At 52.5% G+C, this 25,422-nt stretch carries 23 protein-coding genes; 17 read left to right on the top strand and 6 right to left on the bottom strand.

Translation table 11 applies throughout. The annotated features are described in order from the left end of the window. Positions 1–549: 549 nt before the first annotated feature. Positions 550–792, bottom strand: a complete 243-nt coding sequence (locus tag PHI12_01520; GenBank protein ID MDD5509480.1) for an AbrB/MazE/SpoVT family DNA-binding domain-containing protein — start codon at positions 790–792, stop codon at positions 550–552. Positions 793–1,304: 512 nt separating this feature from the next. Further along, entirely contained in the window at positions 1,305–1,736 is a 432-nt protein-coding gene (locus tag PHI12_01515; protein MDD5509479.1) for a small multi-drug export protein, read from the bottom strand. Between the two features lie 307 nt (positions 1,737–2,043). On the opposite strand from PHI12_01515, the gene xth reads away from it, so the two are divergent. Then, a complete protein-coding gene (gene xth, locus PHI12_01510; GenBank protein ID MDD5509478.1) occupies positions 2,044–2,826 on the top strand; it encodes an exodeoxyribonuclease III in 783 nt (260 codons plus the stop codon). 4 nt (positions 2,827–2,830) lie between these two features. Here xth and msrB read toward each other — a convergent pair whose 3' ends face one another. Further along, a complete protein-coding gene (msrB, locus tag PHI12_01505; GenBank protein ID MDD5509477.1) occupies positions 2,831–3,829 on the bottom strand; it encodes a peptide-methionine (R)-S-oxide reductase MsrB in 999 nt (332 codons plus the stop codon). Between the two features lie 431 nt (positions 3,830–4,260). Here msrB and PHI12_01500 point away from each other — a divergent pair, with 431 nt between their 5' ends. The 4 genes from PHI12_01500 (at position 4,261) to serA (ending at position 9,159) form a co-directional block, all read left to right on the top strand. After that, complete coding sequence (locus PHI12_01500; protein ID MDD5509476.1) at positions 4,261–5,208, top strand: bifunctional riboflavin kinase/FAD synthetase; 948 nt, start codon at positions 4,261–4,263, stop codon at positions 5,206–5,208. 29 nt (positions 5,209–5,237) lie between these two features. Beyond that, positions 5,238–6,404, top strand: a complete 1,167-nt coding sequence (tyrS, locus tag PHI12_01495; protein MDD5509475.1) for a tyrosine--tRNA ligase — start codon at positions 5,238–5,240, stop codon at positions 6,402–6,404. Positions 6,405–6,492: 88 nt separating this feature from the next. Further along, positions 6,493–7,581: an alanine--glyoxylate aminotransferase family protein gene (locus tag PHI12_01490; GenBank protein ID MDD5509474.1), complete on the top strand. Its 1,089-nt coding sequence runs from the start codon at positions 6,493–6,495 to the stop codon at positions 7,579–7,581. 3 nt (positions 7,582–7,584) lie between these two features. Next, entirely contained in the window at positions 7,585–9,159 is a 1,575-nt protein-coding gene (gene serA, locus PHI12_01485) for a phosphoglycerate dehydrogenase (protein ID MDD5509473.1), read from the top strand. 18 nt (positions 9,160–9,177) lie between these two features. On the opposite strand, the gene PHI12_01480 is transcribed toward serA, so the two are convergent. Further along, entirely contained in the window at positions 9,178–10,491 is a 1,314-nt protein-coding gene (locus PHI12_01480; GenBank protein MDD5509472.1) for a DUF1015 domain-containing protein, read from the bottom strand. A gap of 156 nt (positions 10,492–10,647) precedes the next feature. Between PHI12_01480 and ligA the strand changes: the two genes are divergently transcribed. From ligA to PHI12_01445, 7 genes are all read left to right on the top strand, one after another. Next, positions 10,648–12,696, top strand: coding sequence for an NAD-dependent DNA ligase LigA (gene ligA, locus PHI12_01475; GenBank protein MDD5509471.1), 2,049 nt, complete (start codon positions 10,648–10,650; stop codon positions 12,694–12,696). 31 nt (positions 12,697–12,727) lie between these two features. Continuing rightward, entirely contained in the window at positions 12,728–13,402 is a 675-nt protein-coding gene (locus PHI12_01470) for an isoprenylcysteine carboxylmethyltransferase family protein (protein ID MDD5509470.1), read from the top strand. Positions 13,403–13,433: 31 nt separating this feature from the next. Then, positions 13,434–14,018, top strand: a complete 585-nt coding sequence (pth, locus tag PHI12_01465) for an aminoacyl-tRNA hydrolase (protein ID MDD5509469.1) — start codon at positions 13,434–13,436, stop codon at positions 14,016–14,018. A gap of 82 nt (positions 14,019–14,100) precedes the next feature. Further along, positions 14,101–14,589: a TIGR00725 family protein gene (locus PHI12_01460; GenBank protein MDD5509468.1), complete on the top strand. Its 489-nt coding sequence runs from the start codon at positions 14,101–14,103 to the stop codon at positions 14,587–14,589. A gap of 27 nt (positions 14,590–14,616) precedes the next feature. Continuing rightward, positions 14,617–15,912 (top strand): phosphopyruvate hydratase, encoded by a 1,296-nt coding sequence (eno, locus tag PHI12_01455; protein MDD5509467.1) that lies wholly within the window; start codon positions 14,617–14,619, stop codon positions 15,910–15,912. Positions 15,913–15,953: 41 nt separating this feature from the next. Further along, a complete protein-coding gene (gene gap / locus PHI12_01450) occupies positions 15,954–16,967 on the top strand; it encodes a type I glyceraldehyde-3-phosphate dehydrogenase (GenBank protein MDD5509466.1) in 1,014 nt (337 codons plus the stop codon). A gap of 97 nt (positions 16,968–17,064) precedes the next feature. Next, positions 17,065–18,228 carry a tubulin/FtsZ family protein gene (locus PHI12_01445; protein MDD5509465.1) on the top strand — a complete coding sequence of 388 codons (1,164 nt, stop codon included), beginning with the start codon at positions 17,065–17,067 and terminating at the stop codon, positions 18,226–18,228. A gap of 64 nt (positions 18,229–18,292) precedes the next feature. Here the strand turns inward: PHI12_01445 and PHI12_01440 are convergent, their stop codons facing one another. Together PHI12_01440 and PHI12_01435 are read right to left on the bottom strand one after the other, a co-directional pair. Further along, positions 18,293–18,832, bottom strand: coding sequence for a hypothetical protein (locus PHI12_01440; protein MDD5509464.1), 540 nt, complete (start codon positions 18,830–18,832; stop codon positions 18,293–18,295). A 95-nt stretch (positions 18,833–18,927) separates the two neighbouring features. After that, positions 18,928–20,403 carry a hypothetical protein gene (locus PHI12_01435; GenBank protein MDD5509463.1) on the bottom strand — a complete coding sequence of 492 codons (1,476 nt, stop codon included), beginning with the start codon at positions 20,401–20,403 and terminating at the stop codon, positions 18,928–18,930. Between the two features lie 251 nt (positions 20,404–20,654). On the opposite strand from PHI12_01435, the gene PHI12_01430 reads away from it, so the two are divergent. The 5 genes from PHI12_01430 to recO all read left to right on the top strand — a co-directional run bounded on the left by PHI12_01430 (position 20,655) and on the right by recO (position 25,391). Further along, complete coding sequence (locus PHI12_01430; GenBank protein MDD5509462.1) at positions 20,655–21,827, top strand: tubulin/FtsZ family protein; 1,173 nt, start codon at positions 20,655–20,657, stop codon at positions 21,825–21,827. Between the two features lie 158 nt (positions 21,828–21,985). Next, entirely contained in the window at positions 21,986–23,617 is a 1,632-nt protein-coding gene (gene dnaX, locus PHI12_01425) for a DNA polymerase III subunit gamma/tau (GenBank protein ID MDD5509461.1), read from the top strand. Continuing rightward, positions 23,614–23,919: a YbaB/EbfC family nucleoid-associated protein gene (locus PHI12_01420; GenBank protein MDD5509460.1), complete on the top strand. Its 306-nt coding sequence runs from the start codon at positions 23,614–23,616 to the stop codon at positions 23,917–23,919. Before dnaX ends, PHI12_01420 begins: the two co-directional genes overlap by 4 nt. A 57-nt stretch (positions 23,920–23,976) precedes the next feature. Next, positions 23,977–24,588: a recombination mediator RecR gene (recR, locus tag PHI12_01415; GenBank protein MDD5509459.1), complete on the top strand. Its 612-nt coding sequence runs from the start codon at positions 23,977–23,979 to the stop codon at positions 24,586–24,588. 47 nt (positions 24,589–24,635) lie between these two features. Further along, a complete protein-coding gene (gene recO / locus PHI12_01410) occupies positions 24,636–25,391 on the top strand; it encodes a DNA repair protein RecO (GenBank protein MDD5509458.1) in 756 nt (251 codons plus the stop codon). Positions 25,392–25,422: the final 31 nt, after the last annotated feature.

Genomic DNA, 25,422 nt, shown 5'->3' with positions numbered 1-25,422 from the left:
TTTCCACCACATAAGACTCGTGAAACCATTGACTGATCTGTTGATTTTTAGGCCATCAACTATATAGTATTTAACTGATCATTCTTGCCGGAAATTGTGTTATTGCCTCCAGAGGTAACTTAATGGGATAAGATGGGGGGAGAGAAAATCCCGTTAAGGAAATATTCGAACAGGGACAAACATGTGAAGTAGATGAGCCCAATGATGGCTATTGTGATATTAAGGTGTTCAACTTCTGCAGCACTTCCGCGACAGTGTTAGCTGGTAAAGCGAATATTAATTCCGCGTTTCTAGCATGCCAATCCAAGCTCTTGATCTGGTCGGATAAGATTGCACCCTCTACTGGTAAACCGGCAGGAATAAGGACCTCGAATGGATATCCCTTGATTTGATTGGTAATAGGGCAGAAGATTGCCATGCCTACTTTACCATTATAGTCTTGAGTTGAGATCACTACGGCAGGACGTCGGCCTGCCTGTTCATGACCAGCTTGTGGGTTCAAAGAAATCCACACTACGTCCCCGCGTTGAGGGACATAGCTCTGAGAGCTTACCATGATTCGTTCCCCACGGCTGGCCCGGTATAAATCTCGTGATGCATATTATCTTTAGTTACCTTTGCCAGAAGTTGTTTCAGGCTCATCTTTGATTCAGCGATGGGCGTTACTACTAATTTCCCTCCTGAGAGTGAGACATCTACGGATGTTTCCCTTTGGAGCCCCACTTCGTCAGCGAAAGATTTAGGTATACGTAAGGCGAGGCTATTGCCCCATTTCTGTACGCTGGTTCTCATGTCAAACCTCCGCTAATTGTATATACAAAGAAGATACTATGATTAAGGTTGTTTGTCAAGTTCATATTGAAGGTTAGGGGTATATCTAGAAAAATGCTTTACATAACAAGTAATAAATTGGCGACATTTTGGCGACAAACTAAAAAGGTCATAACGTCACCAAAAAGCACATTAGGTTCAAAATGGGTTTTTGCAACTAACACAAACGTTCTAATTTGAAGCTAATGACACACAACGGCATACCTGCCCCAGGATTACGAAACCGCTGCTCTACCACTGAGCTACGCTGGCATTCAAGACCAAGTCTCAGAAAATTGGCGTTAAACTGGCTTTATTTGTTTGAGGCAATCCGACCGGCAATACCTCATCCGGCATGGCCTTAGCGTCTTCTTTTGTATATCGTTAATTATATGGTGGTAGACGTCCGTTGTAAAGACTGTCGGGCTATGCCCCAGAGCTTCGCTGATTTGTGCTACGCGGAGTAGCATAAGTCCCGTGGAATGATGCCCTGATCACAGTCGAAATACTCCGCTGTATATTCCGGCCAGTATTCCCCCTTGAGCGACACACCCCGCTAGAATTGCTAAATATGACTGCCACAGTTTCAACCGTAGTGCTGAGGCTATCGTTGAAACCACTATTGCTCCGGTGCCCGGTCCCGGTATTACTACCAGTATGCCCAGTCCGGGATACCCCCACCTTCCGAAGTATCTGTTAAACCTGGCCCGGCTCTTGTCCGAGGCTCTGGTCAGAGAGTCGAATTTGGGAATAATCCTGGTTAAGCCGAAGTAAATGGGGAAGAAGACCAGAGAGCTTAACAGGGCGGCGATAAAAAACAGCGGGTAGGTCGACAGGTTACGGGTGAATTCAAAGGGCAGGGATTTAATTATTCCGGCAACAGGCGCAGTGAACAGCAGCATTGCCCATGACCATGGTTCAGTCACCTGACAGCACCTCCCCAAATAATCGATCCGCTTCTATATGCATGGACGGAGGCGCGATAAGGATACCATTATCCATAAGCATACAATGGTTTCCCGGGTAGTTCAACCTGACGGAGAGAGTCTCAAGCCGATATGCCGGGTCATGGTTGGATGCGGTTGGATGAAACCGGGCTGCGTATTCAGGAAACATATTCCTATCCTTTAAGCATATGCGCGGCTGTGGTATGCTAACTGATAGTTAATCCCACGGCCGGGGTTGGTCAAGTAGGAAAGCGGCAGAAAAAGGTTGTATGAAAAGGGTGCTGCAATGAGCGCGGTCAAGATGCTTTGCTGGAATGTCAACGGCATCCGTGCCGTTCTAAAGAAGGGTTTTTCGGACTGGCTGCGCGGTGAATCTCCGGAAATCCTCTGTCTCCAAGAGACAAAAGCGCATCCCGACCAGATCACCGCAGAGCTGTCGGAGCTGCAGGACTACCAGGCATACTGGAACTATCCGGAGCGGAAGGGATACGGGGGAGTAGCCGTCTTCACCAAGGAAAGTCCGCTCAGTGTCCGGTATGGTTTTGCTGCCGCAGGTCTGGATCTGGAAGGGAGGGTTCTCATCGCAGAGTATCCCGGCTTTACCCTGTTGAATGTATACTTCCCTAACGGCAAGCAGGGTGAAAGCCGGCTCAAATACAAGATGGATTTTTATGAGGCATTCCTTGTCTTTATCGACTCGCTGAAATCGGAGGGGAAGAAACTGGTCATCTGCGGTGATTTCAACGCCGCTCATAAGGAGATTGATCTGGCCAGACCGAAGGAGAACGCCAAAATATCGGGCTTTCTCCCTGTCGAGAGGGCATGGCTGGACAAGATGGTTACCCATGGCTATGTTGATACCTTCCGCCATTTCCATCAGGAGCCGGGTCAGTATTCCTGGTGGGATCTGAAATCGAGGGCTAGGGAAAGGAATGTCGGCTGGAGGATCGACTACTTTTTCGTCACCGCAGACCTGCTGCCGACGCTTTCCCGGGCATTCATCATGCCTGAAGTGATGGGTTCTGACCACTGCCCGATCGGCATCGTATTAGAAGCAGCCGACCGGTAGGCGGTCATCTTACGAAATGACAGATATACTGCGGGTAGCCCTCTTCAACCAGGGCCTCCACGGAAATAAATCGCAGTGCGGCGGAATTAATACAGTACCGTTGGCCGGTAGGTTGAGGCCCGTCGTTAAAGACATGACCTAAGTGTGAGTCGGCGTGCTTGCTCCTGACCTCGGTGCGCGTCATTCCGTAGCTGCGGTCGGTTATCGTGACGATATTGTCTTTTTCAAGGGGTCTGGTGAAGCTGGGCCAACCCGTACCAGATTCAAACTTGTCGGTAGAGATGAACAGCGGTTCTCCGGAAACGACATCGACATATATGCCGTCCTCTTTGTTGTCCCAGTATGAGTTGTTGAAGGCCGGTTCGGAGCCGTTCTCCTGGGTAACGTGATACTGCAGCGCGGTCAGCTTCTGTTTTAAGACCGCTTCGGGAGGCTTCTCGTAGTCTTCAAAACCGGTCGTTGCGGCTCCCCACTTCTGCTCTATATATTCGCATCTGCCCGAATTGCATTTGTAGCTTTCGTATCTTGAAGCGTTCTTCAAATAGTAGTCCTGGTGATATTCCTCGGCCCTGTAGAACTCCTTGTAGGGAAGAATCTGAGTAGCGATGGGTTTGTCGTAGATTCCCGATGCCTCGAGCATTGACCGGCATCGCTCCGCCATTTCCTTCTGTTGCTCATCTTGGTAGAAAATCGCGGTTCTATATTGTGTCCCCCGGTCCATAAACTGTCCCCCTCCGTCGGTAGGATCAATCTGCCGCCAGAAAACCGACAGCAATTCCCCGTAGGATATGATGTCGGGGTCATATCTGATTTGTACTGCTTCGTAATGGCCGGTTCCGCCCCACGAGACTTCTTCATAATTAGGGTCTTGCTTATCGCCGCCGGTGTAGCCGGCAACAACCTCCCGGACGCCGTCCAGTTTCTCGAAGGGCGGTTCCATGCACCAGAAGCAGCCTCCGGCAAAGGTTGCTGTGCTGTACTGTCCCTGATCAATAGTATTCATAGTAGTGCTTTCCTCCAGAGGCTTAATACACGATGCGCTGGCAAACATGATCACTAAAGCGGCTATTACCAAGAGACTTGGTTTCCGCATCGCTATCGGCCACCTGTTGTAATCATTTACGGGCTATTGCCTGTCCGTAGTATACCCATTATACTACTTGCTCTGCATTTTTCTGCAAACACGTCTCCGGGCGGTAGCCTGTTCCGACAGAACTTAGCATAAAACCATTATAAGCGCTGTCCTACTTGTAATAACATTACATAATGTACATCAGGGTGGGCATCCCGGTGTTGTAATTGACGCCTAGTTTGGCTTGTGTTAGTATTAGAGTAATTCAGCTAGGATAAACCACCGAGGTTTTTGCGTAATTCCCCTTAATTTATTTCTGGACAATTTCTTAGCTAGTAGTAAACATCGCCCGGTGAGAAGTCATGTCGATAGAGGAAGATCTGGCCCGTTCCTCCCCCGGTAAGGAGCTCGGTGGGGATACATTATTGACCATCGGGGTTTTTGATGGCGTTCACCTCGGCCATAAACACCTGCTTTCGGAACTGAAGGAAAGGGCTAAAGAGCGTAGCCTGTTAAGCGGGGTAGTAACCTTCAACCCTCACCCTCAGAAGGTGCTGTCGTCCCGGTCCGGCCTGCTGTTTCTCACCGACATCGATCAGAAGGTTGAGCTCCTTTCTGCCGAGAATGTTGACGCCGTTTTTATTCTGCCTTTCGATGCTGAGCTGGCTCAAATCAGCGCGGGTCGCTTTGCCGGTCTGATGCAGCAATACCTGAGAATGAAGGGGCTGGTAGTCGGGCATAACTTTGCCCTCGGCCGGAACAGAGAGGGCAGTATTGATGCCCTGCGGGTATTAGGTGCAGACATGGGCTTTACGGTAGACGTGGTGCCCCCGCTGGCGATAAACGGCGAGGTTGTCAGTAGTACCTTGGTCAGGAAGGCGCTGTCCAGCGGGAATATGAAAAGGGTGCATAACCTGATCGGTCGTCCTTTCAGTCTGCACGGGCAGGTAGTACCCGGGGCGAGCCGGGGCGCCAGGCTGCTGGGTTTCCCCACCGCCAATCTGGGCATCGACCCGGAGCAGGCTATCCCTACCGAAGGTGTTTATGCCACCCGAGCGTATATTGACGATAGCGCCTACAACTCGATGACCTACGTCGGTGCCAGTCTTACCTTCGGTGAAAGCCGGAGCATGATAGAGGTTTGCATCCTCGACTATTCCGGCGATCTCTATGGAAAAGAGTTGAAAGTCGATTTTATTGAGCGACTTCGCGGCGGGGAAAAGTTCGATACCGTTGAGAAGTTGAGACAGCAGATAGCTGCGGATATTGAAAAGGGGAGGGCGCTGCTCGGGACCGCGGGCAGGAAGTAGCTGTGGATATTAGCAAAAAAACCACCGAAATGGATATTAGTCGCCTTCTGAAAAGGGGAGTGGCTGAGATTATCATTGAAGAGGAGATGATAGCGCTGCTCCGCTCCGGCAGGAAGCTGCGGCTTAAAGAGGGCTTCGACCCCAGTTTCCCCGACATTCACCTCGGTCACATGGTAACCTTAAAGAAGCTGCGCCAGTTTCAGGAGCTGGGGCATAAGGTTATCCTTATCGTTGGCGACTGGACTGCCCAGATCGGCGATCCCAGCGGCGCCTCGGTAACCCGCCCCATGCTTTCCGCGGAGCAGGTTAAGGTTAATGCCCAGACATATATGGAGCAGTTCTTCAAGGTGGTTGACCCGGGAAAGACGGAGGTAAGGTGGCAAAGCGAGTGGTTCGGCAAGTTCAACCTGGCCGATGTCATCCGGCTCACCAGCAGGTTTACCGTGGCCCAGATGCTGGCGCGGGAAGACTTCAGTAATCGCTATAGCACAGGTCGTCCCATCGCGGTGACAGAGTTGCTCTATCCGCTGCTTCAGGCCTATGACTCTGTAGCCGTCAGGGCCGATGTTGAATTTGGCGGAACCGACCAGAAGTTCAACCTGCTGGTAGGCCGCGAACTGCAGTCCGCAGTGGGGCAGCGCCCCCAGCAGGTGTTCCTGGCCCCTCTGCTGGTCGGTACCGACGGCACCCAGAAGATGAGCAAGAGCTTGGGCAACTATATCGGCGTTGCCGAACCGCCTGTCGAGATGTACGGCAAGGTGATGTCCATTACCGACAACCTTATCCTGGATTACTTTGAGCTGGTGACCGACGTCTCAGATGAGGAGCTGGCCGAGTTCAAATGCAGGCTTGATGACAGCGCTTTCAATCCGATGCTGCTCAAAAAGCGTCTGGCTCGAGAGATCGTCACCCAGCTCTACGACCGGAATGCAGCCGGTGAAGCTGAGGCGCACTTCACCAGGGTCTTCCAGGAAAGAAAAATGCCCGAGAAGATAAAAGAGGGTACCGAATCAAATGTTCCTCTCCGGGATTACCTGGTCATTAATCGGCTTGCGAAAAGCCGGAGCGAGGCCAAGCGTCTTATCGAGCAGGGTGCGGTAGAGGCTGACGGCATAAAAATCACCGATGTAGACTGGGCTTTCCCGAAAGGGACCACCATTAAAGTGGGTAAGCGAGGCCATATAAGATCTACCTAGCACCGGTTATAAACCAATCGGTTTTTCTCAATATCAGTACTGATACACCTGTGTGTTCAGAATAAAAATAAAAAATAGGAGACAGACAATGGAGCACCTACGTATTCCAGGACCGACCCCCTGCCCACCCGAACCCCTGAAGGCAATGGCCAGACAGATGATCAATCATCGGGGTGAGGAATTCGGGCGGATAGTAAGTGAGGTTACCGCTAATCTTAAGAAGTTGTTTCAGACCGAGGGCGATGTCTTTTTGCTGACCGGTTCGGGAACCGGCGGGCTCGAAGCTGCTGTTGTCAATACCCTGTCTCCCGGCGATAAGGTGCTCGCAGTATCCATCGGTGTCTTCGGGGACCGCTTTGCCACCATTGCGGAGACCTTCGGGGCTGAGGTAATCCGCCTCTGTTTTGAGTGGGGCAAGGCCGCCGATGCCGATGCCATACGCCGGAAGCTTCAGAGCGAACCTGACATTAAGGCAGTGTTGGTCACTCATAATGAAACGTCGACCGGTGTTACCAATGACCTGGCTGAAATCAGCAGCGTAGTTAAGGAGTTTGACAAGCTGCTCCTAGTTGATGCCGTAAGCAGTCTGGGCTCAATTAACCTTCCGGTTGACCAGTGGCATTGTGACGTTACCGTTACCGGCTCGCAGAAGGGCTGGATGGTTCCCCCCGGTCTGGCCATGGTTAGCGTGAGCAAGCAGGCATGGCAGGCACACGCCGCTGCTAAGATGCCCCGCTTTTACTGGGACTTCGGCAAGGCGAAGTCCTATCTGGAGAAAGGGCAAACGCCCTGGACGCCGGCAATTTCCACCGTATTTGCCCTGGCGGTATCTTTAAAGATGATGTTAGATGAAGGTTTGCCCAACATCGTAGGCCGTCATATCCGACTGGGTAATATGGCCCGCGAGGGAGCAAAATCGCTGGGTTTACCCCTCTTCGCCGAGGAAAAATACGCCTCAAATACCGTTACCTCCGTGGCGGCGGCCGGTGGGCTTGATATTCCCAGGATGCTCAAGATTATGAGAGAGGAACACCATATTGTACTTGGCGGCGGTCAGTTGAAACTGAGCGGCAAGATATTCCGCATCGGTCATCTGGGCTGGGTGAACGAGGCGGATATTGAAGCCGTAATTTCAGCGCTGAAGGTGGTACTGCCGCAGGCCGGGTTCAGGAGGTAGGCAATGAAAGTCCTGGTGACCGAAGCCATTTCCGACGAAGGAGTTGACATTCTGAGCAGATGCGCTCAGGTGGATGTCAAACTGGGGCTGAGTGCGGAGTCGATAGCATCCATAATCGGTGATTACGAAGCGCTGGTGGTGCGCAGCCAGACCAAGGTTTCCCCTGAGATTATCGAGGCAGGCAGTAAGCTCCAGGTTATCGCCCGTGCCGGCGTCGGGATAGACAACGTTAACGTCGAAGCGGCAACCCGGTGTGGTATCGTAGTTGTTAATGCTCCTACCGGCAACACAATCTCGGCTGCCGAGCACACGATTGCCCTGATGCTTTCTTTGGCCCGCCATATTCCCCAGGCCAACGCTGCCCTTAAAGCTGGGTTGTGGCAGCGTAGCAAATTTATGGGCAGCGAGGTTAGAAACAAGGTGCTGGGTATTGTCGGCCTGGGCAGCGTTGGCTCGGAGGTGGCCAGACGGGCTAGAGGATTGGAAATGAAACTGATCGCCTATGACCCGTTTGTCTCCGTTGAGCATGCCGGTAATTTGCAGGTAGAGCTATTGCCGCTCGAGTCGCTGCTGAAGGAGGCTGACTTTATCACCCTCCACCTGCCTTTGATAGAGTCCACCAGGAATCTGATCGGAGCCAGAGAACTGGAACTGGTCAAGCCGGGGGTTCGTATCATCAACTGTGCCCGGGGCGGGTTAATCGACGAAGCGGCGCTGGTCAAGGCGGTTAATGAAAAAAGAGTGGCCGGAGCTGCTGTTGATGTCTTTCCCAAAGAACCGACTACGGAGAGCCCCCTTTTTGAAAGCGATAGCATTATTGTCACCCCTCACTTAGGGGCCTCCACAACCGAAGCTCAAGCTATGGTCTCCCGGGACGTTGCCGTTCAGGTTGTAGACGTTCTGAAGGGGCAGCCGGCCAGATACGCGGTTAATGCCCCTTTCATTCCGGCGGAGATGCTGGCGATACTGGCGCCTTTCATGGAAGCAGTCCGCACATTGGGCAGGTTGGTCAGCCAGCTTGCCGAGGGGCAGATGAATGCCATCAAGCTTGTCTATGAAGGTGAAATCTCTAACTATGAGACCAATGTGCTTAAGGCGTCTGCACTGGGTGGAATACTCGAGGCAACTAGTGATGAGCGGGTCAACCTGGTCAATGCTAATATCGTGGCTGCCAGGCGCGGCCTGACGGTAGTAGAGCAGAAGGAGGCTGCCTGCAAGCACTATGCCAGTCTCATCACTATCGAGGCAACTACCAGTAACAGCGTTATTACGGTTGCCGGTACGGTAATGCGCGGCGAACTGCATATCGTACGGGTTAATGATTACTGGTTTGATATTGCACCGGCCAGGGGCTATTTCCTGTTCAGCGATCACCTGGATCGTCCCGGTCTGATCAGCGCGGTTAGCAAGGTGACCGGTGATGCCGATGTCAATATCAGCTCAATGCATGTCGGACGTCTTAAACCGAGGGGACAGGCATTGATGATATTGGCTCTCGATGAAGCTCTATCCGATAAGCAAATCAAGCAGGTGCTGGATATTCCCGATGTCTATGCTGCCAAACTGGTAAGGCTATAGCAGCGAGTCTGAAAGGAGCTATTCCAGCCTGCGGAAGACCAGTCCTGACGGTGGTTTGGGATAGAAGTAGGTCGATTTCCTGGGCATGCGGTCACCGGCGTCGGCGATAGCCCTGATTACGTCTGTCCTGACTGGGCCCAGGAAAAAGGCAAGCTGGTATTCGTGGTTCAATACACTGTTTATCACATCCGCCTTGTCATGGTTGAAGGCGAGTGCGGTTTCCTCCTGTTCGCCGGTCATGCCGAGCATTTTTTCCAGTATGACATGGTCAACGATGCTGACATCAAGCCTGTTGTATAGTTCACTGTGGAAGTAGGGCATCATCTTACTGGCGGCAGCAAAGTCGCTCATGTCGAGCAGCAGAAGGTTCCCCGGCGACAGGCCGAAAAGGACTATCCGGACCCGGTCTGTCTTATCACCGGCCAGTAAATCATCGATCTGCCGGGAGATGTCGGGTGCTTTTAGCGGCAACTCCTCTATCTGAAACAGTGTCGCCAGCTTGCTTTTGAGTTCACCCAGGGTTACCTTTGACATACCCCGGATCAGACGGTGGGGCGAGAGAATAATAAGCCCGGGGTCGGTGAAATCCACCAGTTCCATCATTACAAAATTGAAGTCCTCGTCACCGGAGGCCGATGGAGAGCAGGTTAGCCTTTCTTTCCGGTAATTCAGGGCACTCTCATAGCGGTGGTGTCCGTCGGCGATGTAGAGCGGTCTGTCGGAGAGGCAGGCCGCTATCCGGCTGACAATCCCGGGATCAGTGACGGCCCAGATTCTGTGCTCCTCCCCGCTGCCGGTTATTTCAATTATCGGTTGTTCCTGTTCCTGGTCGGCCGATAGAGAAGCTATTTGCTGCCCCCGGTCTTCGAACATAGCGAAAACAGGGCTGGTGTTAGCTTGAAGAGCCCACAGCAGGTTCAGGCGGTCGCTCTTCGGTTTGACTCGCGTGTTCTCGTGAGGCCGAATGATCATCCTGTCCCACTCCTCCAGTCTGACTGCAGCTATGATGCCGCGTCGTCTGTACCTGGAGCCGTTATGGCTAAAACGGTGCTGATGCAGATAGAGGGTCGGCAGTACGTCCGGCTTGAGGGCCCCCTCCTCGAGCCAGTTCCTCAGAATGGCTGCCGAACGGGTATATTTGTTGTCTTCATCCGTGTCCGATGGCAGCTGCTGACCGTGCTCCAGCTTGATAAAGCCGTACTCGCTGCGGCGGTGAAGCTCCTGTGCCATTTCGGGGGTGATGATATCGTAGGGGGGGCAGATGACCGATGAAATATCCTGAACCAGCCGTTTATTGTAGCGTACTCCTCGAAAGGGGCGAATCTCAGCCATACCACACGGTTACTCTACTTTCTTTAAATATTTGCTATCCTATTAAGTCTACTTTATCGGGCAGGAAGGGCGCAAACCCGGGCGGGATTGGCATGGTTATGACTGTGCGGATGATGTGATATAATCTGGTAGAGTCATACATCACGGGGTAGATATTTGCAGAACGCAACCCGGGCAGCGGAAAGAATAGAGCAGCTGAGAGCTCAGCTTAACCATCACAGCTATCGTTATTATGTGCTGGACGCCCCCGAAATCAGCGATGCCGAATATGATGCCCTGATGAAAGAGCTGATGCAGCTGGAGGTGAAATACCCGTCGTTGCTGACTCCGGACTCGCCTACTCAGCGTGTCGGTGCTGCTCCGGTAGAAGCGTTTGGCGTTGTAGAGCACCCGCTTCCGCTTTTGTCGCTGGGTAATGTCTTTAGCAGGGAAGATCTGGAGGGCTGGCATAGCCGGATCGTCAAAATGCTGGGGGAGCGGCCCTCCGAATTCGTTTGTGAGCACAAGATTGATGGACTGGCGGTAGCTTTGAGCTATGTTGACGGTCAGCTGACCGTCGGTGCTACCCGGGGCGACGGCTTTCGCGGTGAGAATATCACTCAGAATCTGAGGACTATTAGAAGTATACCCCTGTCGGTATCTAAGGAGGCGCCCGGTCGTTTTGAGGTGCGTGGCGAGGTCTTTCTGCCCAAGGCCGGCTTTGCCCGGTTGAACCGGGAACGGGCTGAAGAAGGGCTCCCCCTTTTTGCTAACCCCAGAAATGCTGCGGCGGGCTCGGTACGCCAGCTCGACCCCCGTATTACCGCCAAACGTCCGCTGGATATTTATGTCTATGTGCTGGGCTACGCTGAAGGCGGATCGATACCCGCGACTCACTGGGAGACTATGGAGTATCTCAGTTCATTGGGCTTTAAGGTAAATCCTAATAACCGGTTGCTTGGCAGTGTTAAAGAGGTGGAGGGCTATTATCAGAAATGGGTGAATGAGCGGGAAAGCCTTTCTTATGAAGCTGATGGAATCGTGGTCAAGGTTAATTCTTTTGAGTGGCAGAAGAGGCTGGGTGATGTTGGCCGTGAGCCGAGGTGGGCGGTGGCCTATAAGTTCCCTGCAATTCAGGGTATTACCAGGTTGCAGGAAATCAGGATTAGTGTTGGCAGGACCGGTACTCTTAACCCGTATGCCGTTCTGGAGCCGGTGTCGGTGGGGGGTGTAGTCATCAAACAGGCGGCTTTACATAATGAGGACGATATCAGGCGTAAGGATATCCGTAAGGGTGACATGGTTATTCTTCAGCGTGCCGGTGAGGTAATACCGCAGGTGGTAGGACCGGTGGTCAGCAGGCGAACCGGAGCAGAGGAGGAGTTCAGCCTGCTGGGGACGATATTCGATAAGGATAGGGGGCGTCCGGCCTGCCCGGAGTGCCACGCTGAGGTGGTTAAGCTTGCCGGTGAAGCAATGTACTATTGCTCCAATGCCGCCTGCCCGGCACAGGTTAGAGAACGTATCGAACACTTCTCTTCCCGGGGCGGGATGGATATCAGGGGGATAGGGGAAAGCTTGAGCGGCGTGCTATTTGAGCGGGGACTGGTCAGGGACGTAGCCGATCTCTACTTTCTCAAGGAGAAGAAGGGGCAGTTGCTCAAGATAGAGGGAATGAAAGAAAAGAGCGTGGACAATCTGCTTAAGGCTATCGAGCAGAGTAAAAACAGGCCCCTCTCCCGGCTTGTCTTTGCCCTGGGTATAAGACATGTCGGGGAAGAGACAGCGGAACTTTTGTCAAAACACTTTGGCACTATTGATGGGCTGGCTGAAGCCTGCCGGGATGACCTCCTGGCTGTCCCGTCTATCGGTACCAAAATTGCCGAAAGCATCCTGTTCTTTTTTAGCCAGGAAGAAAACCAAGGGGTTATCCGGAGGTTGAAAGAAGCCGGGGTCAGCACCGGGGAAGGAAAGACTGTGGCGGAGGATCTGCCTTTGGCCGGACAGGAGTTCGTTATTACCGGTCGTTTGGATAGATACAGCCGGTCGGAGGCAGAAGCCCGTATAAAAGCACGGGGAGGTACGGCCAAGAGCGATATTACCAAAAAGACTACCTATCTGGTCGCAGGCGCTGAATCGGGCTCTAAATTAGCCCGGGCCCGGGAATTGGGGCTCAAGCAGATTAATGAAGCAGATTTTCTGAAACTGTTAGGAGAGGAAGTATGATGAGTATGATGTTCTCTATCGGGGTTGCGGAATGAGCGGTTTTCTGGACTACTTTCAGTTTTCCGTTTTTATGCTGTATATTTCTCTGTTCGTGGGCAGGATAATATATCTAAACTGGCGTAACGGGATCAGGGCCATAGCGGTTACCATCGACGGCAGTAAGGTAAGGGGCATCCTGACGATTTGTCTGATTGCGATCATAACTATCTGGTTTGTTGTAATGATCAGCGGCATTGTCGATCCCGAGGTTTCCTTGCTGCCTCCATCACTGGAAATCATACTGATTGATTCGGTACAGACTCAAATTGCCGGGGTAATACTGGTCATTCTGGGGTTCGTGGTTTTTACCTCGGCCTGGTTTACCCTGGGGAATTACTGGCGGGTAGGGAACCGTGAAGAGAACGACAGCGAGCTTATTACGCATGGTATATATGCTATCTCCAGAAACCCGATCTACCTTTTCTTCATCCTTTACCTGGCCGGCAGCTTTCTTATCAACGGTACTTTGATCTTCCTTATTCTTACGGGCCTGATAGCTTTGAATCTGCATTATCTGACACTGGAAGAAGAGGCGTTCTTATTTAGGACTCACGGAATGAGCTTTCGGGACTATTGTACCGTGACCGGCCGGTATATCACCTGGTTTAAGATCTGGCCGATGAGCAGGCTGAGATTGTCTTCAAGGTGTCCGGAATGTTCGGAATAGCCTTAATAAGCTGGCGGGACTAGTTTGCCTAATGAAATTAATCGTAGGATTGGGTAATCCGGGACAGGTTTATGCTCATAACCGTCACAATATAGGGTTTATTTGCCTGAAATACCTTGCCCGGACATGGGGTATCAAGCTGGATAAAAAACAGGGTAAGGCCCGTACCGGCAGAGGGGAAGTAGCCGGTACCGAGGTCGTTTTAGCCAGGCCTCAGACCTATATGAATCTCAGCGGCGAATCGGTAGGCCCGCTGGTCAGAAAGTTCGATATTGAGCTGGATGACCTTCTCGTTATTCATGATGATCTCGACCTCCCCTTAGGCAAGATCCGTATCAGTCGTGGCAGCAGCTCCGGCGGACACAAGGGGGTCAGCTCTATTATCCATGCTCTGGGTAGTCGAGACTTCCCGCGCCTCCGGATAGGCATCGGGCGGCCGCTGGCTCCGGGCGGCGGTCATGGAGAAATGATTGAGAACGATATAGTCCGCTATGTACTCAGCGACTTTACCGGGGATGAAGAAGCGGTGATTAACCCTGTAATAGCTGTGGTTGGTGAAGCAGCCCTCTGCTTCCTGAGCGAAGATATATCGCGGGCGATGAACCGGTACAACTAGAGGGTTGCCCGGCCGGTTCTTTGCCAGTGCTCACTGTCGGATGGTATAATGCCTATCTGGCAGGGTAATCAGGGAGCTTTGGATGACAGATAAGAAAATTTGTGTCGCTGTCATCGGCGGCGGACAGCCTACGGTTGTAGAGGTTAAAGAGGCTGAGGAGATTGGCCGGGCACTAGCTCGACGGGGTGTTGTTCTGATTTGTGGGGGGTTGGGTGGAGTTATGGAGGCTGCCTGCCGCGGAGCAGATTCTGAGAATGGAGTAACCGTCGGCATTCTCCCCGGAGATACTCGTAGAGCAGCTAATCGCTACGTTCAGATTCCCATCGTTACCGGCATCGGCTATGCCAGGAATGTGGCGGTGGTCAAGTCAGCCCATGCCGTGATTGCCATCGGCGGGAGCTACGGCACCCTTACCGAAATAGGGCATGCTCTTCAGAGTGGCATACCTGTTGTTGGTCTGAACACATGGGGGATTTCCAGAAACGGCCGGGAGGACGGCTCAATTATTCCGGCGAAGACCCCTGCTGATGCTGTTGAAAAGGCCCTGGAGTTAGCGGGAGCCGGAGAATAGATTAAGTTTCGAGGTATATTAAGGGAAATGGCTACTATTACAGGTGTCAGAGCCAGAGAGATTCTCGATTCGAGGGGTAATCCTACCCTTGAGGTCGAGGTAACACTTGGCAGTGGGGTAGTCGGATGGGCGGCAGTCCCGTCCGGGGCGAGCACGGGTAAGTATGAAGCGGTAGAGCTGCGTGATAAAGACCCCTCCCGTTTCAACGGACTGGGCGTACTCCGGGCGGTTGCCAACGTTAATCGGGATATTGCTGCGGCGATAACCGGTATGCTGGCTACCGACCAGGTGGGTATCGATCAAAAGCTGCTTGAGCTTGATGGTACCGGGAATAAGTCCAGGCTGGGGGCCAATGCTGTTCTGGGAACTTCGTTAGCGGTGGCCCATGCCTCTGCCAACCATCTTAATCTGCCCCTCTACCGTTATCTGGGGAAAACCGATCGCTATACTCTTCCCGTTCCGATGCTTAATATTCTAAACGGCGGCCGGCACGCTGCCGACTCCACTGATTTTCAGGAGTTTATGATAATGCCGGTGGGAACACGGTGCTTGGGACATGCCCTCCAGATGAGCGCTGAAATTTACCATAATCTGAAGAAGGTGCTTAAGGACGGCGGGATGAACACCAATGTCGGTGATGAGGGTGGTTTTGCCCCCTCGCTAGCCTCGAATAAACAGGCGGTAGAGCTGATACTGGCTGCTATTGAAAAAGCCGGCTACAAACCGGGCAAAGACTGCTTTATCGCCCTCGACCCTGCCTCCAGCGAGTTCTACCGGGATGGCAAATACGTTCTGGAAAAAGAAGGGGTCTCACTAAGCAGCCAGGAGATGGTGGAATATTACGCCGGGTGGGTATCGAGCTACCCTATCATTAGCATCGAGGACGGAATGGCTGAGGACGACTGGGACGGCTGGCATCTTCTTAACCGGAGGCTGGGCAATAAAGTCCAGCTGGTTGGCGATGACCTCTATGTCACCAGTGTCGGCCGTCTTAAGAAAGGCATCACGCAAATGACATCCAATTCCATACTGATCAAGTTGAATCAGATCGGCACGCTTACCGAGACCATCAATGCTATCCGGACCGCACAGCAGTCGGGTTGGACGGCAGTAGTCAGCCACCGTTCCGGCGAGACTGAGGATACCACCATCGCCGACCTGGCGGTAGCCTTTGGGACGGGGCAGATTAAGACCGGTGCTCCCTGTCGCTCCGAGCGTACTGCCAAATATAACCGGCTCCTCAGAATCGAGGATGAACTGGGCAATATGGCTAAATTTGCTGGAATGGAGGCATTCTGTAATTTGAAGTGCCGGCCGGTATAGAGTGGGTAAGAAATAGCTCAAGATAAAAGGAGGTACAGGATATGGTAACCAGAATTGGCATAAACGGCTTCGGGCGTATAGGCAGGCTGACCTTCAGGGCAATCAAACTGCGCCACGATGATAAAATTGAAGTAGTTGCTGTTAACGACCTGACCGATACCAGGACGAACGCCCACCTGCTCAGGTGGGACAGTACCTACGGCATGTATCCCGGCAAGGTGGAAGCGGATGACGACTCCTTTGCTGTCGATGGTAAGAGGGTAAAGGTACTGGCCGAGCGTGATCCGGGTAAAATCCCCTGGCAGGAATACGGTGTCGATATTGTGATAGAGTCAACCGGCTTATTCACCGATGCCACCAAGGCGGCGGCTCACCTGCAGGGTGGTGCCAAGAAGGTAATTATCTCCGCTCCGGCCAAGAATGAGGATGCTACTATCGTAATCGGTGTTAACGAGGATAGCTACGACCCGGCCAGACACAGGGTGATCTCCAATGCTTCCTGTACGACCAACTGTATCGCACCGGTGGTCAAGGTGCTGCACCAGAGCTTCGGTGTTAACAAGGGGTTGATGACCACCATCCATGCCTATACCAACGACCAGCGGATCCTGGATGTGTATCATAAAGACCTGCGCCGGGCACGGGCTGCCGCTCTCAATATTATTCCGACCACCACCGGTGCGGCTAAGGCGGTGACTCTGGTCATCCCCGAGCTTAAGGGTAGAATCCACGGACTGGCTTTCCGGATACCGACGCCTACCGTATCTGTGGTTGATTTCGTCGCCGAGCTGGGTCAGGATGTAGATGTTGCAGGTGTCAACCGGGCCTTGAAGTCTGCTGCTGACGGAGCGCTAAAGGGGATTCTGGAGTATTGCAGCGAAGAGCTGGTCAGTATTGACTTCAAGGGTAACCCGGCTAGTTCCATAGTCGATGCGCCGAGCACAATGGTTATCGGCGGTAATATGGTCAAGGTAATCGCCTGGTATGACAATGAATGGGGCTACAGCTGCCGCTTGGCTGACCTTGCCGTTTACATTGCCGGTAAAGGGTTGTGATTGTTAATATGGTTGTTAAACCGTCTCTAAATTGACATCATTACCCCCGGTATGTCTAAAATAGAAAACCTGTTTCTATATTGGAAGAGTAGCGAAAATGAAATTACTGGTTATCGGTTTCGGACAGTGCGGCGGCAGGATTGCCGATGAGTTTGCCCGGTTGGGTATAAAGGCTCGTTTGGAGCGCAAGATTAATATCATCACCGGTGTGTTTGCGGTTAACACCGATGTGGCTGATTTAAGCGGATTGGTTACCATCAGGCCTGATTATCAGCACCGGGTGCTTATTGGCGGTAATAAGACCGGCGGGCACGGTGTGGGTAAGATTAACGAGCTGGGTGCCGAGGTTGCTCGAGATGATGGCGACAAAATTATTGATGCCCTCAAGGAAACGCCGCAATTTGCTGAAACAGATGCCTTCCTGCTCATTGCCGGAGCTGCCGGCGGTACCGGCTCCGGGGCAATAGCCACGATAACACAGAAACTGAAAGAGCGCTACGTTGAAAAACCACTCTATAACCTGATAGTCCTTCCCTTTCAGCACGAGGAGGAAACCGAAGGGAGGACTATTTATAATGCTGCTACCTGTCTCAAATCTGCCTATCTGGTGGCTGATGCCGTATTCGTTGTTGATAATCAGAGGTACATTAGCAAAAACTACTCGATCAGAGGCAACCTGTCCAAGATTAACTCGTTGATAGCGGAGCCGTTCTATAATCTTCTCTGCGCCGGCGAAGAAACCAGGCCTCAGTATATCGGTTCCCGGATACTCGATGCCGGTGATATAATACAGACTCTGGCTGGCTGGACTGTAATAGGCTACAGTAGATCCCAGCCGGGAAGAATGAAAAACCTCTTCGATTTTCGGGATAAGATGGCGGAAGGGCAGAAGGGGGTTCAGTTGATAAATAATGCTATCAGCGAGTTATCGGTAAGATGCAATCCGGCGGATGCCGGCAGGGGGTTATACCTGATCTCGGCACCGGCTAAGGATATGGATATGAGTCTGGTGAAGGATATCGGTACTCATATGAAGCGTATCGCACCGGAGGCCATTATTCGAACCGGTGATTACCCCAGGGAGAAAGGCTCACTGAATGTTACGGTAATTCTCTCCGAGTTCAGCGGGATGAAGAAAATTGTTGACTACTTTACCCAGACTATTGACCTCATTGCTACCATCAGGAGAAAGAGGGAAGGAATAGAGATCGAGCACAGCGACCTCGCTGATGCCTTTAAGGATATCCCCTCCCTCCTCTGATTGACCGGACGCTCGGTTAAATACCAGTTGCAGTAATTGAGTAGGACTCACCTTGCTTTGTGCTTCACCCGGCGGCCTTGTTATAGATGTTCCAGGCTTGTTCGATAATCTCCCCGCGTTTTTTCCAGGCTTGAGCTATAGTCGTTTCACAGGTCTTCATGGCCGAACTTACATCCTCGTCAAAGGCGCCATGTGCCGTTAGTTCTTTATCCTTGTAGGTCTTTTCCGCCTGATCCATGGCAGCCCTATAGGCCATCTCAGCCTGAGCTTTGGCCTCATCGCGTGACTTCATGGCTTTCTCGATTACCTCGTCACGGCTCTTGAATGCCTGTTTGATGCTTGCATTACAGGCATTCCTCGCTTGCTGCTCGGTGTCTTTGTAGGTCTTTTCTGCTTCCAGTTCGCTTACCCGGTAGGCTGTGGTTACTTCCTTTTGTGCTTCCATATAGGCAGCGTATGCTTTTTCTGCCCGCCCCAGGATCTCACTCAAGGATGTTGCCGGGCGTTCCTGAGCGTTTTCAGGTGGTGCCGCCTGTTGTTTCACCTGTTTCGCTGTTTTCTCCGCTTGCTCACGGTCTTTGGGAGTTTGCGCTCCTTGATTCATTAATCTGGTCCTCCTTCGCTCTGTTTTGTTACGAGTACTTTTACTGTTACGGAAGAGTAGGGACTTATTTTAAGAAACTGCATATTTTCAGCCCTTTATTCCTCCTCCTTACTGAGTTTCTCTTTCTTAGTGGCATACATCCTGGCCAGGAACTCGAGGCGTTTGTCTACGATCCTCGCCGACTCTCTCTCGGCTTCTTCTTTACTCTGCTCTGATTGTGCCTCTTCGACTGGCTCCGCTTCCTTGTTTTTCCCGGTGGTGCGGCTTATTGAGGTCTCGATAGATTTTTCAATCTGACTCAGCGGTGCTTCGGCAGGTTTCTCCACCGGTTTGTCTTGCTCCTCGGAACGGCTTGGTGCCGGTCTGTGCCTCTCCTCTGAAAATCGAGTGGTTTCCACACCCCGATTAATCGCCGCCTCGAATGCTCTGATTGAAGTCTCGGCGGCCTCTTTGGCTGCCTGTCTGGCCATTTCGGATGCCTGCTGTGCCTCGCGCTTCGCTGCCTCGGCTGCCTCTCTGGCCCCTCTACCTATCTCCTCTGCCTTGGCTATTGCCTCCTTGGATAACCGAGCTGCTTCGTTGGCCGCCTCCCTGGCCATTTTACCCGTCTCCTCTACCATGTTCAAAGCTTCCCGGGAAGCAGCGGTCGATGACTCGGCAATTTCCCGAACCTCTTTGATTATTTCCTCGGCTCTGGCTATCACCGCGCTGACAGCTTCATTAGTGTTTCGTTTCGCTAAATCAGCCGTCTCTTGAACCTCTTTGCTTAGTTTATCGGCTCTGGCTACCGCTTCTTGTGAGGACTTTCTCATCAGCTCAACGGATTCCTTAGCTTTTTCGCGTACCCCTTCGGCACCGGTAATAGTCCTGTCGAAGGTAGCGCTAGCTGTCTCGATAGTCTCCTGCGACCATTTGGTCGTTTCTTCGGCACTGCTTATCGCTTTATCAAAACCCCTGGTCGATATTGCGGTAGACTCTTCGAGTGCTTTACTGGCCTTCTCCGCCTCGTCCACCGCCTTGCGGGAAGCTTTAATCGCTTCCTCGGAAAATTTCCTGGCTAGCTTCTCTACCTCTTCTACCTTGGTTATCGCTTGGCGGGAGATATTTCTGGCCTCTTCCGCAATCTCCCTGGCGGCGGCACTGGCCCTCTCGGCCCGGTTCATCTTTTCCGTGGACTCTTTGATTGATGCCTCAGCAGCTTCCTTGGCTTCCTTAACCGTTCTCTCCGCTTGAGTAACCGAGGCCTCAAAGGTCTTGGTCAGGTTCTTGAGGGCATCTCTCGTTGACTCGACCGTTTCCTCGGCTCTGGCTATTGCTTCTGTGAAAGCCTTAGACGATGCTTCGGTAGATTCTTCAGCTTCCTTGGCTACCTTTTCTGCCTTGGCTACCGCCTTTTTGGACGATCGGGTCCCTTCCTCGGCTGCTTTCCTGGTTGATTTGCCTAATTCCTCAGCTCTGGCAATCGCTTCTTGAGCTATCCTTATCGTTGCCTCGGCAGCTTCGATAGCCGATTTACTCAGTGTTTCTGCCCTAGCCACCGCCTTATCAATTGCTCCGGTTCCGTCTTCCATACCTCTTAACAACCCCTAAAGACTTTGATTAAGAATAACAACATGACATTCCGGCAATGTGGATGAGTTCTCTTCTTGTTGCGTATTCCCTATTTTATGATAGGTCAATTAGTTTTGCAATATATACCAATGTACAGGACTACCGCTGCTCAAGCTATTTTGGCCGAATAGGCATCTCACCCGATATAGTAATTGACATTGTACGGCGAGTATGACTAAAATGGTGAAACTATTGACGCCGGAGATAGGAAATGAAATTAGTAGTTATTGGTTTTGGACAATGTGGCGGTAGAGTTGCCGATGAGTTTGCCCGCTTGAACGCTCGCGCACGCAGCAATCGGGGCATAGAGATAGTGACCGGTGCCTTCGCGGTAAACTCGGACTCGGCTGACTTAAGCGGCCTGCAGGCAATCAAGTCCGATTATAAGCATAGAATTCTTATCGGTGGGCGCCGGACCGGCGGCCACGGAGTCGGCAAGATTAATGAGCTGGGGGCTGAGATAGCCAAAGAGGATAGCGATAAGATTGTCGACGCGATAAGGGTTACTCCGCGCTTTCTGGAGTCGGATGCCTTCTTGCTGGTGGCCAGTTCCGCCGGCGGCACCGGCTCCGGCTCAATTCCGGTAGTGACCAAACTGATCAAGGAGCGCTATGCGGATAAACCGGTCTATAACCTTATTATCCTGCCGTTTGAGCACGAAGAAAACAACGAAGAGAGGACTATTTATAATACTGCCACCTGCCTGAAATCGGTCAACGCGGTGGCCGATGCGGTGATTCTTGTCGATAACCAGCGGTATATTCGTAAGGACTCTTCAATCAGAAACAATATTGCTGCCATCAACGCGCTGATAGTGGAGCCGTTCTATAATCTGCTCTGTGCCGGCGAGGAGAAAAAACGAAAGAACATCGGAGCGAAGACGCTTGACGCCGGGGATATCCTGCAGACCGTATCGGGCTGGACGGTAATCGGCTATGGTAAATCACCCCTTTCTATGATCAGACCGTTCCGGCAGACACGGAACTTCAGGGATAAGAGTACCGAGACCCACAAGGGAATACAGGCTATGGATGAGGCCCTGAGTGAGCTTTCGCTTGCCTGTAATCCCCAGGATGCCAACCGTGCCCTCTATCTTCTTTCCGCACCGGCCAGGGAAATGAATATGGATCTGGTTAAGGAGCTCGGCGATTACATGAGAGACATCGCCCCGAAGGCGATAATACGCAGCGGTGACTACCCCAGGCAGAAGGGCGTTCTGGACGTCACCGTGATACTATCGGAGCTCGATACTTCAACAAAGATAAAGAGCTACTACGCTCTCTCAACTACGGTTATCGAAGAGATTCGGAGGAAGAGAGAAGAGGCGGCCTGTAAGCTCCAAGATATTGACGATGCCGCAAAAGATATCCCATCGCTGTTATAACCGGTAGTGGGAATGTTTACCCATGATATCCCTCTTATTAATTAAGAGGGATATCTTTTTTGGCGAGTTTTTTCAGAAACCGGGCAATCATCCCGATTGCGATTGCTTCGAGAGGTCTTGGCAACCAGACAGTGTCATAGGGTATAATAGCATAAGCTATGGCTTCTCAAGTTTTTTATCGTAAGTGGCGGCCGCAGACCCTGGCGGAGGTAGTCGGTCAGGAGCAGGTGACTCGCACGTTGCTTAATGCCCTGAAGAGCAGCCGGGTTGCCCATGCCTATCTCTTCTGTGGCCCGCGGGGCACCGGTAAGACCAGCACCGGGCGTATCCTGGCTAAGGCGGTCAATTGCCTGAGCACTAACGGGCAGGATGAACCGTGCAATAATTGTTCGATGTGCCGGGCGATAACCGAAGGCAGAGCGCTGGATGTTATCGAGATTGATGCTGCCAGCAACACCGGTGTTGATAACATTCGTGACTTGCGTGAGAGAGCCAACTATACTCCCGGTGAAGCCCGTTACAAGGTATATATCATAGACGAAGTCCATATGCTCAGTACCAGCGCCTCTAATGCTCTCTTAAAGACGTTGGAGGAGCCGCCGCCCCATGTAATCTTTGTCCTGGCTACTACCGAGGCTCATAAGGTCCTGCCCACGGTTCTATCCCGGTGCCAGCACTTCGATTTCCGCCGTATCGCCCAGTCTGATGTCGTCTCCCGGCTAGGCCACATCTGCAGTTCGGAAGGCGTTGAGGTCAAACCGGAGACGCTGCGGCTTATCGCCAGGAGCGCTACCGGCAGCCTGCGTGATGCCGAAAATATTCTGGAGCAGCTTATCACCTATTACGGTACCGAAATAGGTCTTCCGCAGGCTCAGGCTACCCTTGGTATCAGCGGGGACCGGCGGGCCGGAGAGATGCTGAAGCACATCATGGATAATGATATTGCTGCTGGAATCAGGACGATACACAGCATCAGCGGCAACGGGCTGGACCTGCGACCGTTTAACCGGGAGCTGGTGGAGTACCTCAGGGCACTGCTGCTGGTCAAGACTGGTGCCGGCGATGATATTGATCTCCCTGGTGAGGACTTGGCAGAACTAAAGGAGATAGCACTTAAGGCCTCACTACCACAGATACTGAAGGCGGTCAAACTATTCGGTCAACTGGAGTCCGGCGGTTTCGATAGCTACTCTACACTGCCGCTGGAGCTGGCGCTGGTTGACTGTGTCCTGACACCAGAGGAGGCGCCCAAGATTCAGGCAAAACAAGCTCGACCTAAAGTGCAAAAGCCGGCTGGCGTATCTTCGCCTCCCCAGGTTCCTGTTCCCACTGAGCCGTCATCAGCTAAAACCGGGGCGGCTGAGGTCGCTTCGCCGTCGCCCGCCCAACCGGAAGCCGGGCCAGGCGCAGTTGAAGTCCCGCCGCCATCGGAGGGAACTCCGGTTGCTCCGCCCGAACCGGGCAGTGAGCTTGAATTCCTGAGGCAGAACTGGAAGCGGATCATCGAGAATGCCCCGGCGGATACCCAGAAAACCCCGGCAGTTGCCTTTCTTAGAAGCTCCGGCAGGCCGGTGTCATTTAGCGACGATACCGTAGTGCTGGCTTTTAAGTTCCCCATCCACAAGGATAATATGGAAAAACCGCAAAACCGGCAGGTGGCGGAAAAGATTATCAGTAGTTTTGTCGGTCATCCCTGCCGGGTAGACTGTATCTACCAGCCGGAAGATAACCACCTGGTGGAGGCGGTATTGAATATGGGAGCACAAATTATTGACGCGGAGGAGAAATGAACCTATCTCAAATGAATCAGGCCCGAGAACTCAAAGCAAGGATGGACAAGATTCAGGAAGAGCTGAGTAATACCATCGTCGAAGCCAGTTCAGGCAAGGGCGCCGTTAAGGTAACGGCCGACGGACAGCAAAAGATAAAATCGATTACAATCTCACCCGGGGTAATCGATCCTGATAAAGCGGGGGTTCTGGAAGAACTGGTAGTGAAAGCAGTAAGTGAAGCCCTGACTAAATCACAGAAGGCTGCCGCCAGCAAGTTAAAGAGCCTCACCGGCGGCCTTAAGATGCCCGGTCTTTTTTAAACCCGTATTGCGTAATCAAGAACCGGCCCCTCTTTAAGGGAGAGAAAGGGAGAAAGTATGGATCGAGAATCATCACCCGGCGTTGGCGCAGTAGCCAGGCTTATCCGTGAGCTTAATAAGCTGCCCGGTATCGGGGTGAAGAGCGCTCAGAGAATCGCCTATCATATCCTGCGTGCCCCTGAAGAGCAATCCGCCCTGCTGGCTGATGCCATCCTGTCGGTGAAAAAGGAGACCCGGCTCTGCTCAGTTTGCTTTAATGTTACCGAGACTGATCCCTGTAGTATCTGTTGTGACGACCGGCGCGATCGCACTCAGGTCTGTATTATTGAACAGCCGCAGGATATTCTGGCCCTGGAGCACACCGGAATCTATCATGGACTCTACCATGTCCTCCATGGCGCTATCTCGCCTACCGAGGGAGTAGGTGCTAAAGACATACGGATTACCGAGTTGCTCAACCGGCTGCAGAACGGCTCGATAAGCGAGGTCATTATGGCAACCAATACCAATCTCGAGGGGGAGCAGACTGCCCTTTATCTCAAGAAGGTTATCTCGCCCCTGGGTATCAGGGTTACCCGTCTGGCTAGGGGATTGCCTTTCGGCACCGAACTGGAATACGCCGACGATGTTACCCTGACCCGGGCTATTGAAGGACGACAGGATATCTAGCCCTTAGTGCCGGTCCCTATATAGTAGCCCGAAGGAGCACAGCCTCTTTGTCCAAGCCGCGGAACTACCAGACCGAAGCCATTATTATCAAGAAGGTCAAGCTCGGTGAGGCGGATAGAATCCTGACCTTCTATACTCCCCATCTGGGCAAGATTCAGGGTGTGGCCAAGGGGGTGCGGCGCCCCAGGAGCAAGATGGCGGGTCACCTTGAGCTCCTGACCTACAGTACGGTCTCACTGGCCCGGGGACGCAACCTGGATACGGTAACCGGCAGCCAGACGATAGACAGCTTCCTCCCCCTGAAAAGCGATTTGGAGCTCACTTCCTATGCCCTTTATGCTATCGAACTGATCAACCAGTTCACCGCCGATAGTGTTGAGAACCAGCCCCTCTTCCAGCTGCTGCTGGAGACGATGCGGAGCCTCTGCCTGAAGAGTAACAGCGAGGTGATCTTGCGTTCCTTTGAGCTACACCTGCTCAGTCTGGTCGGCTACCGGCCTCAGCTCGGCTGCTGTATCTCCTGCCGCCTGCCTCTGGAACCGGTGCCCAACTACTTCTCTGCCCCTGCCGGCGGCGTGCTGTGCCCGGGTTGCTCAAACAGTCAGCTCCCGGCCCATCGCATATCGGTAAACGCCATCAAGGTATTAAGGTGGCTGCAGGATAACGACCTTGCCACAGCCGAAAAACTGAAGATAGACCGTGATCTGTCCCGCGAGTTAGAGGGAATCATGAGGGGGTATCTACACTACCTGCTGGAGCGGGAGGTCAAGTCAACCGCCTGGCTGGATACGCTGAAAGGGTAGTGTAGAATCTGCTTTACTATGACGTTCGGAA

This window comes from Dehalococcoidales bacterium (assembly GCA_028716225.1).
Taxonomy (GTDB): Bacteria; Chloroflexota; Dehalococcoidia; order Dehalococcoidales; family UBA5760; genus UBA5760.
Note: the sequence above shows the minus strand (reverse complement) of the source record. Positions and strands in the feature narration are given on the sequence as shown.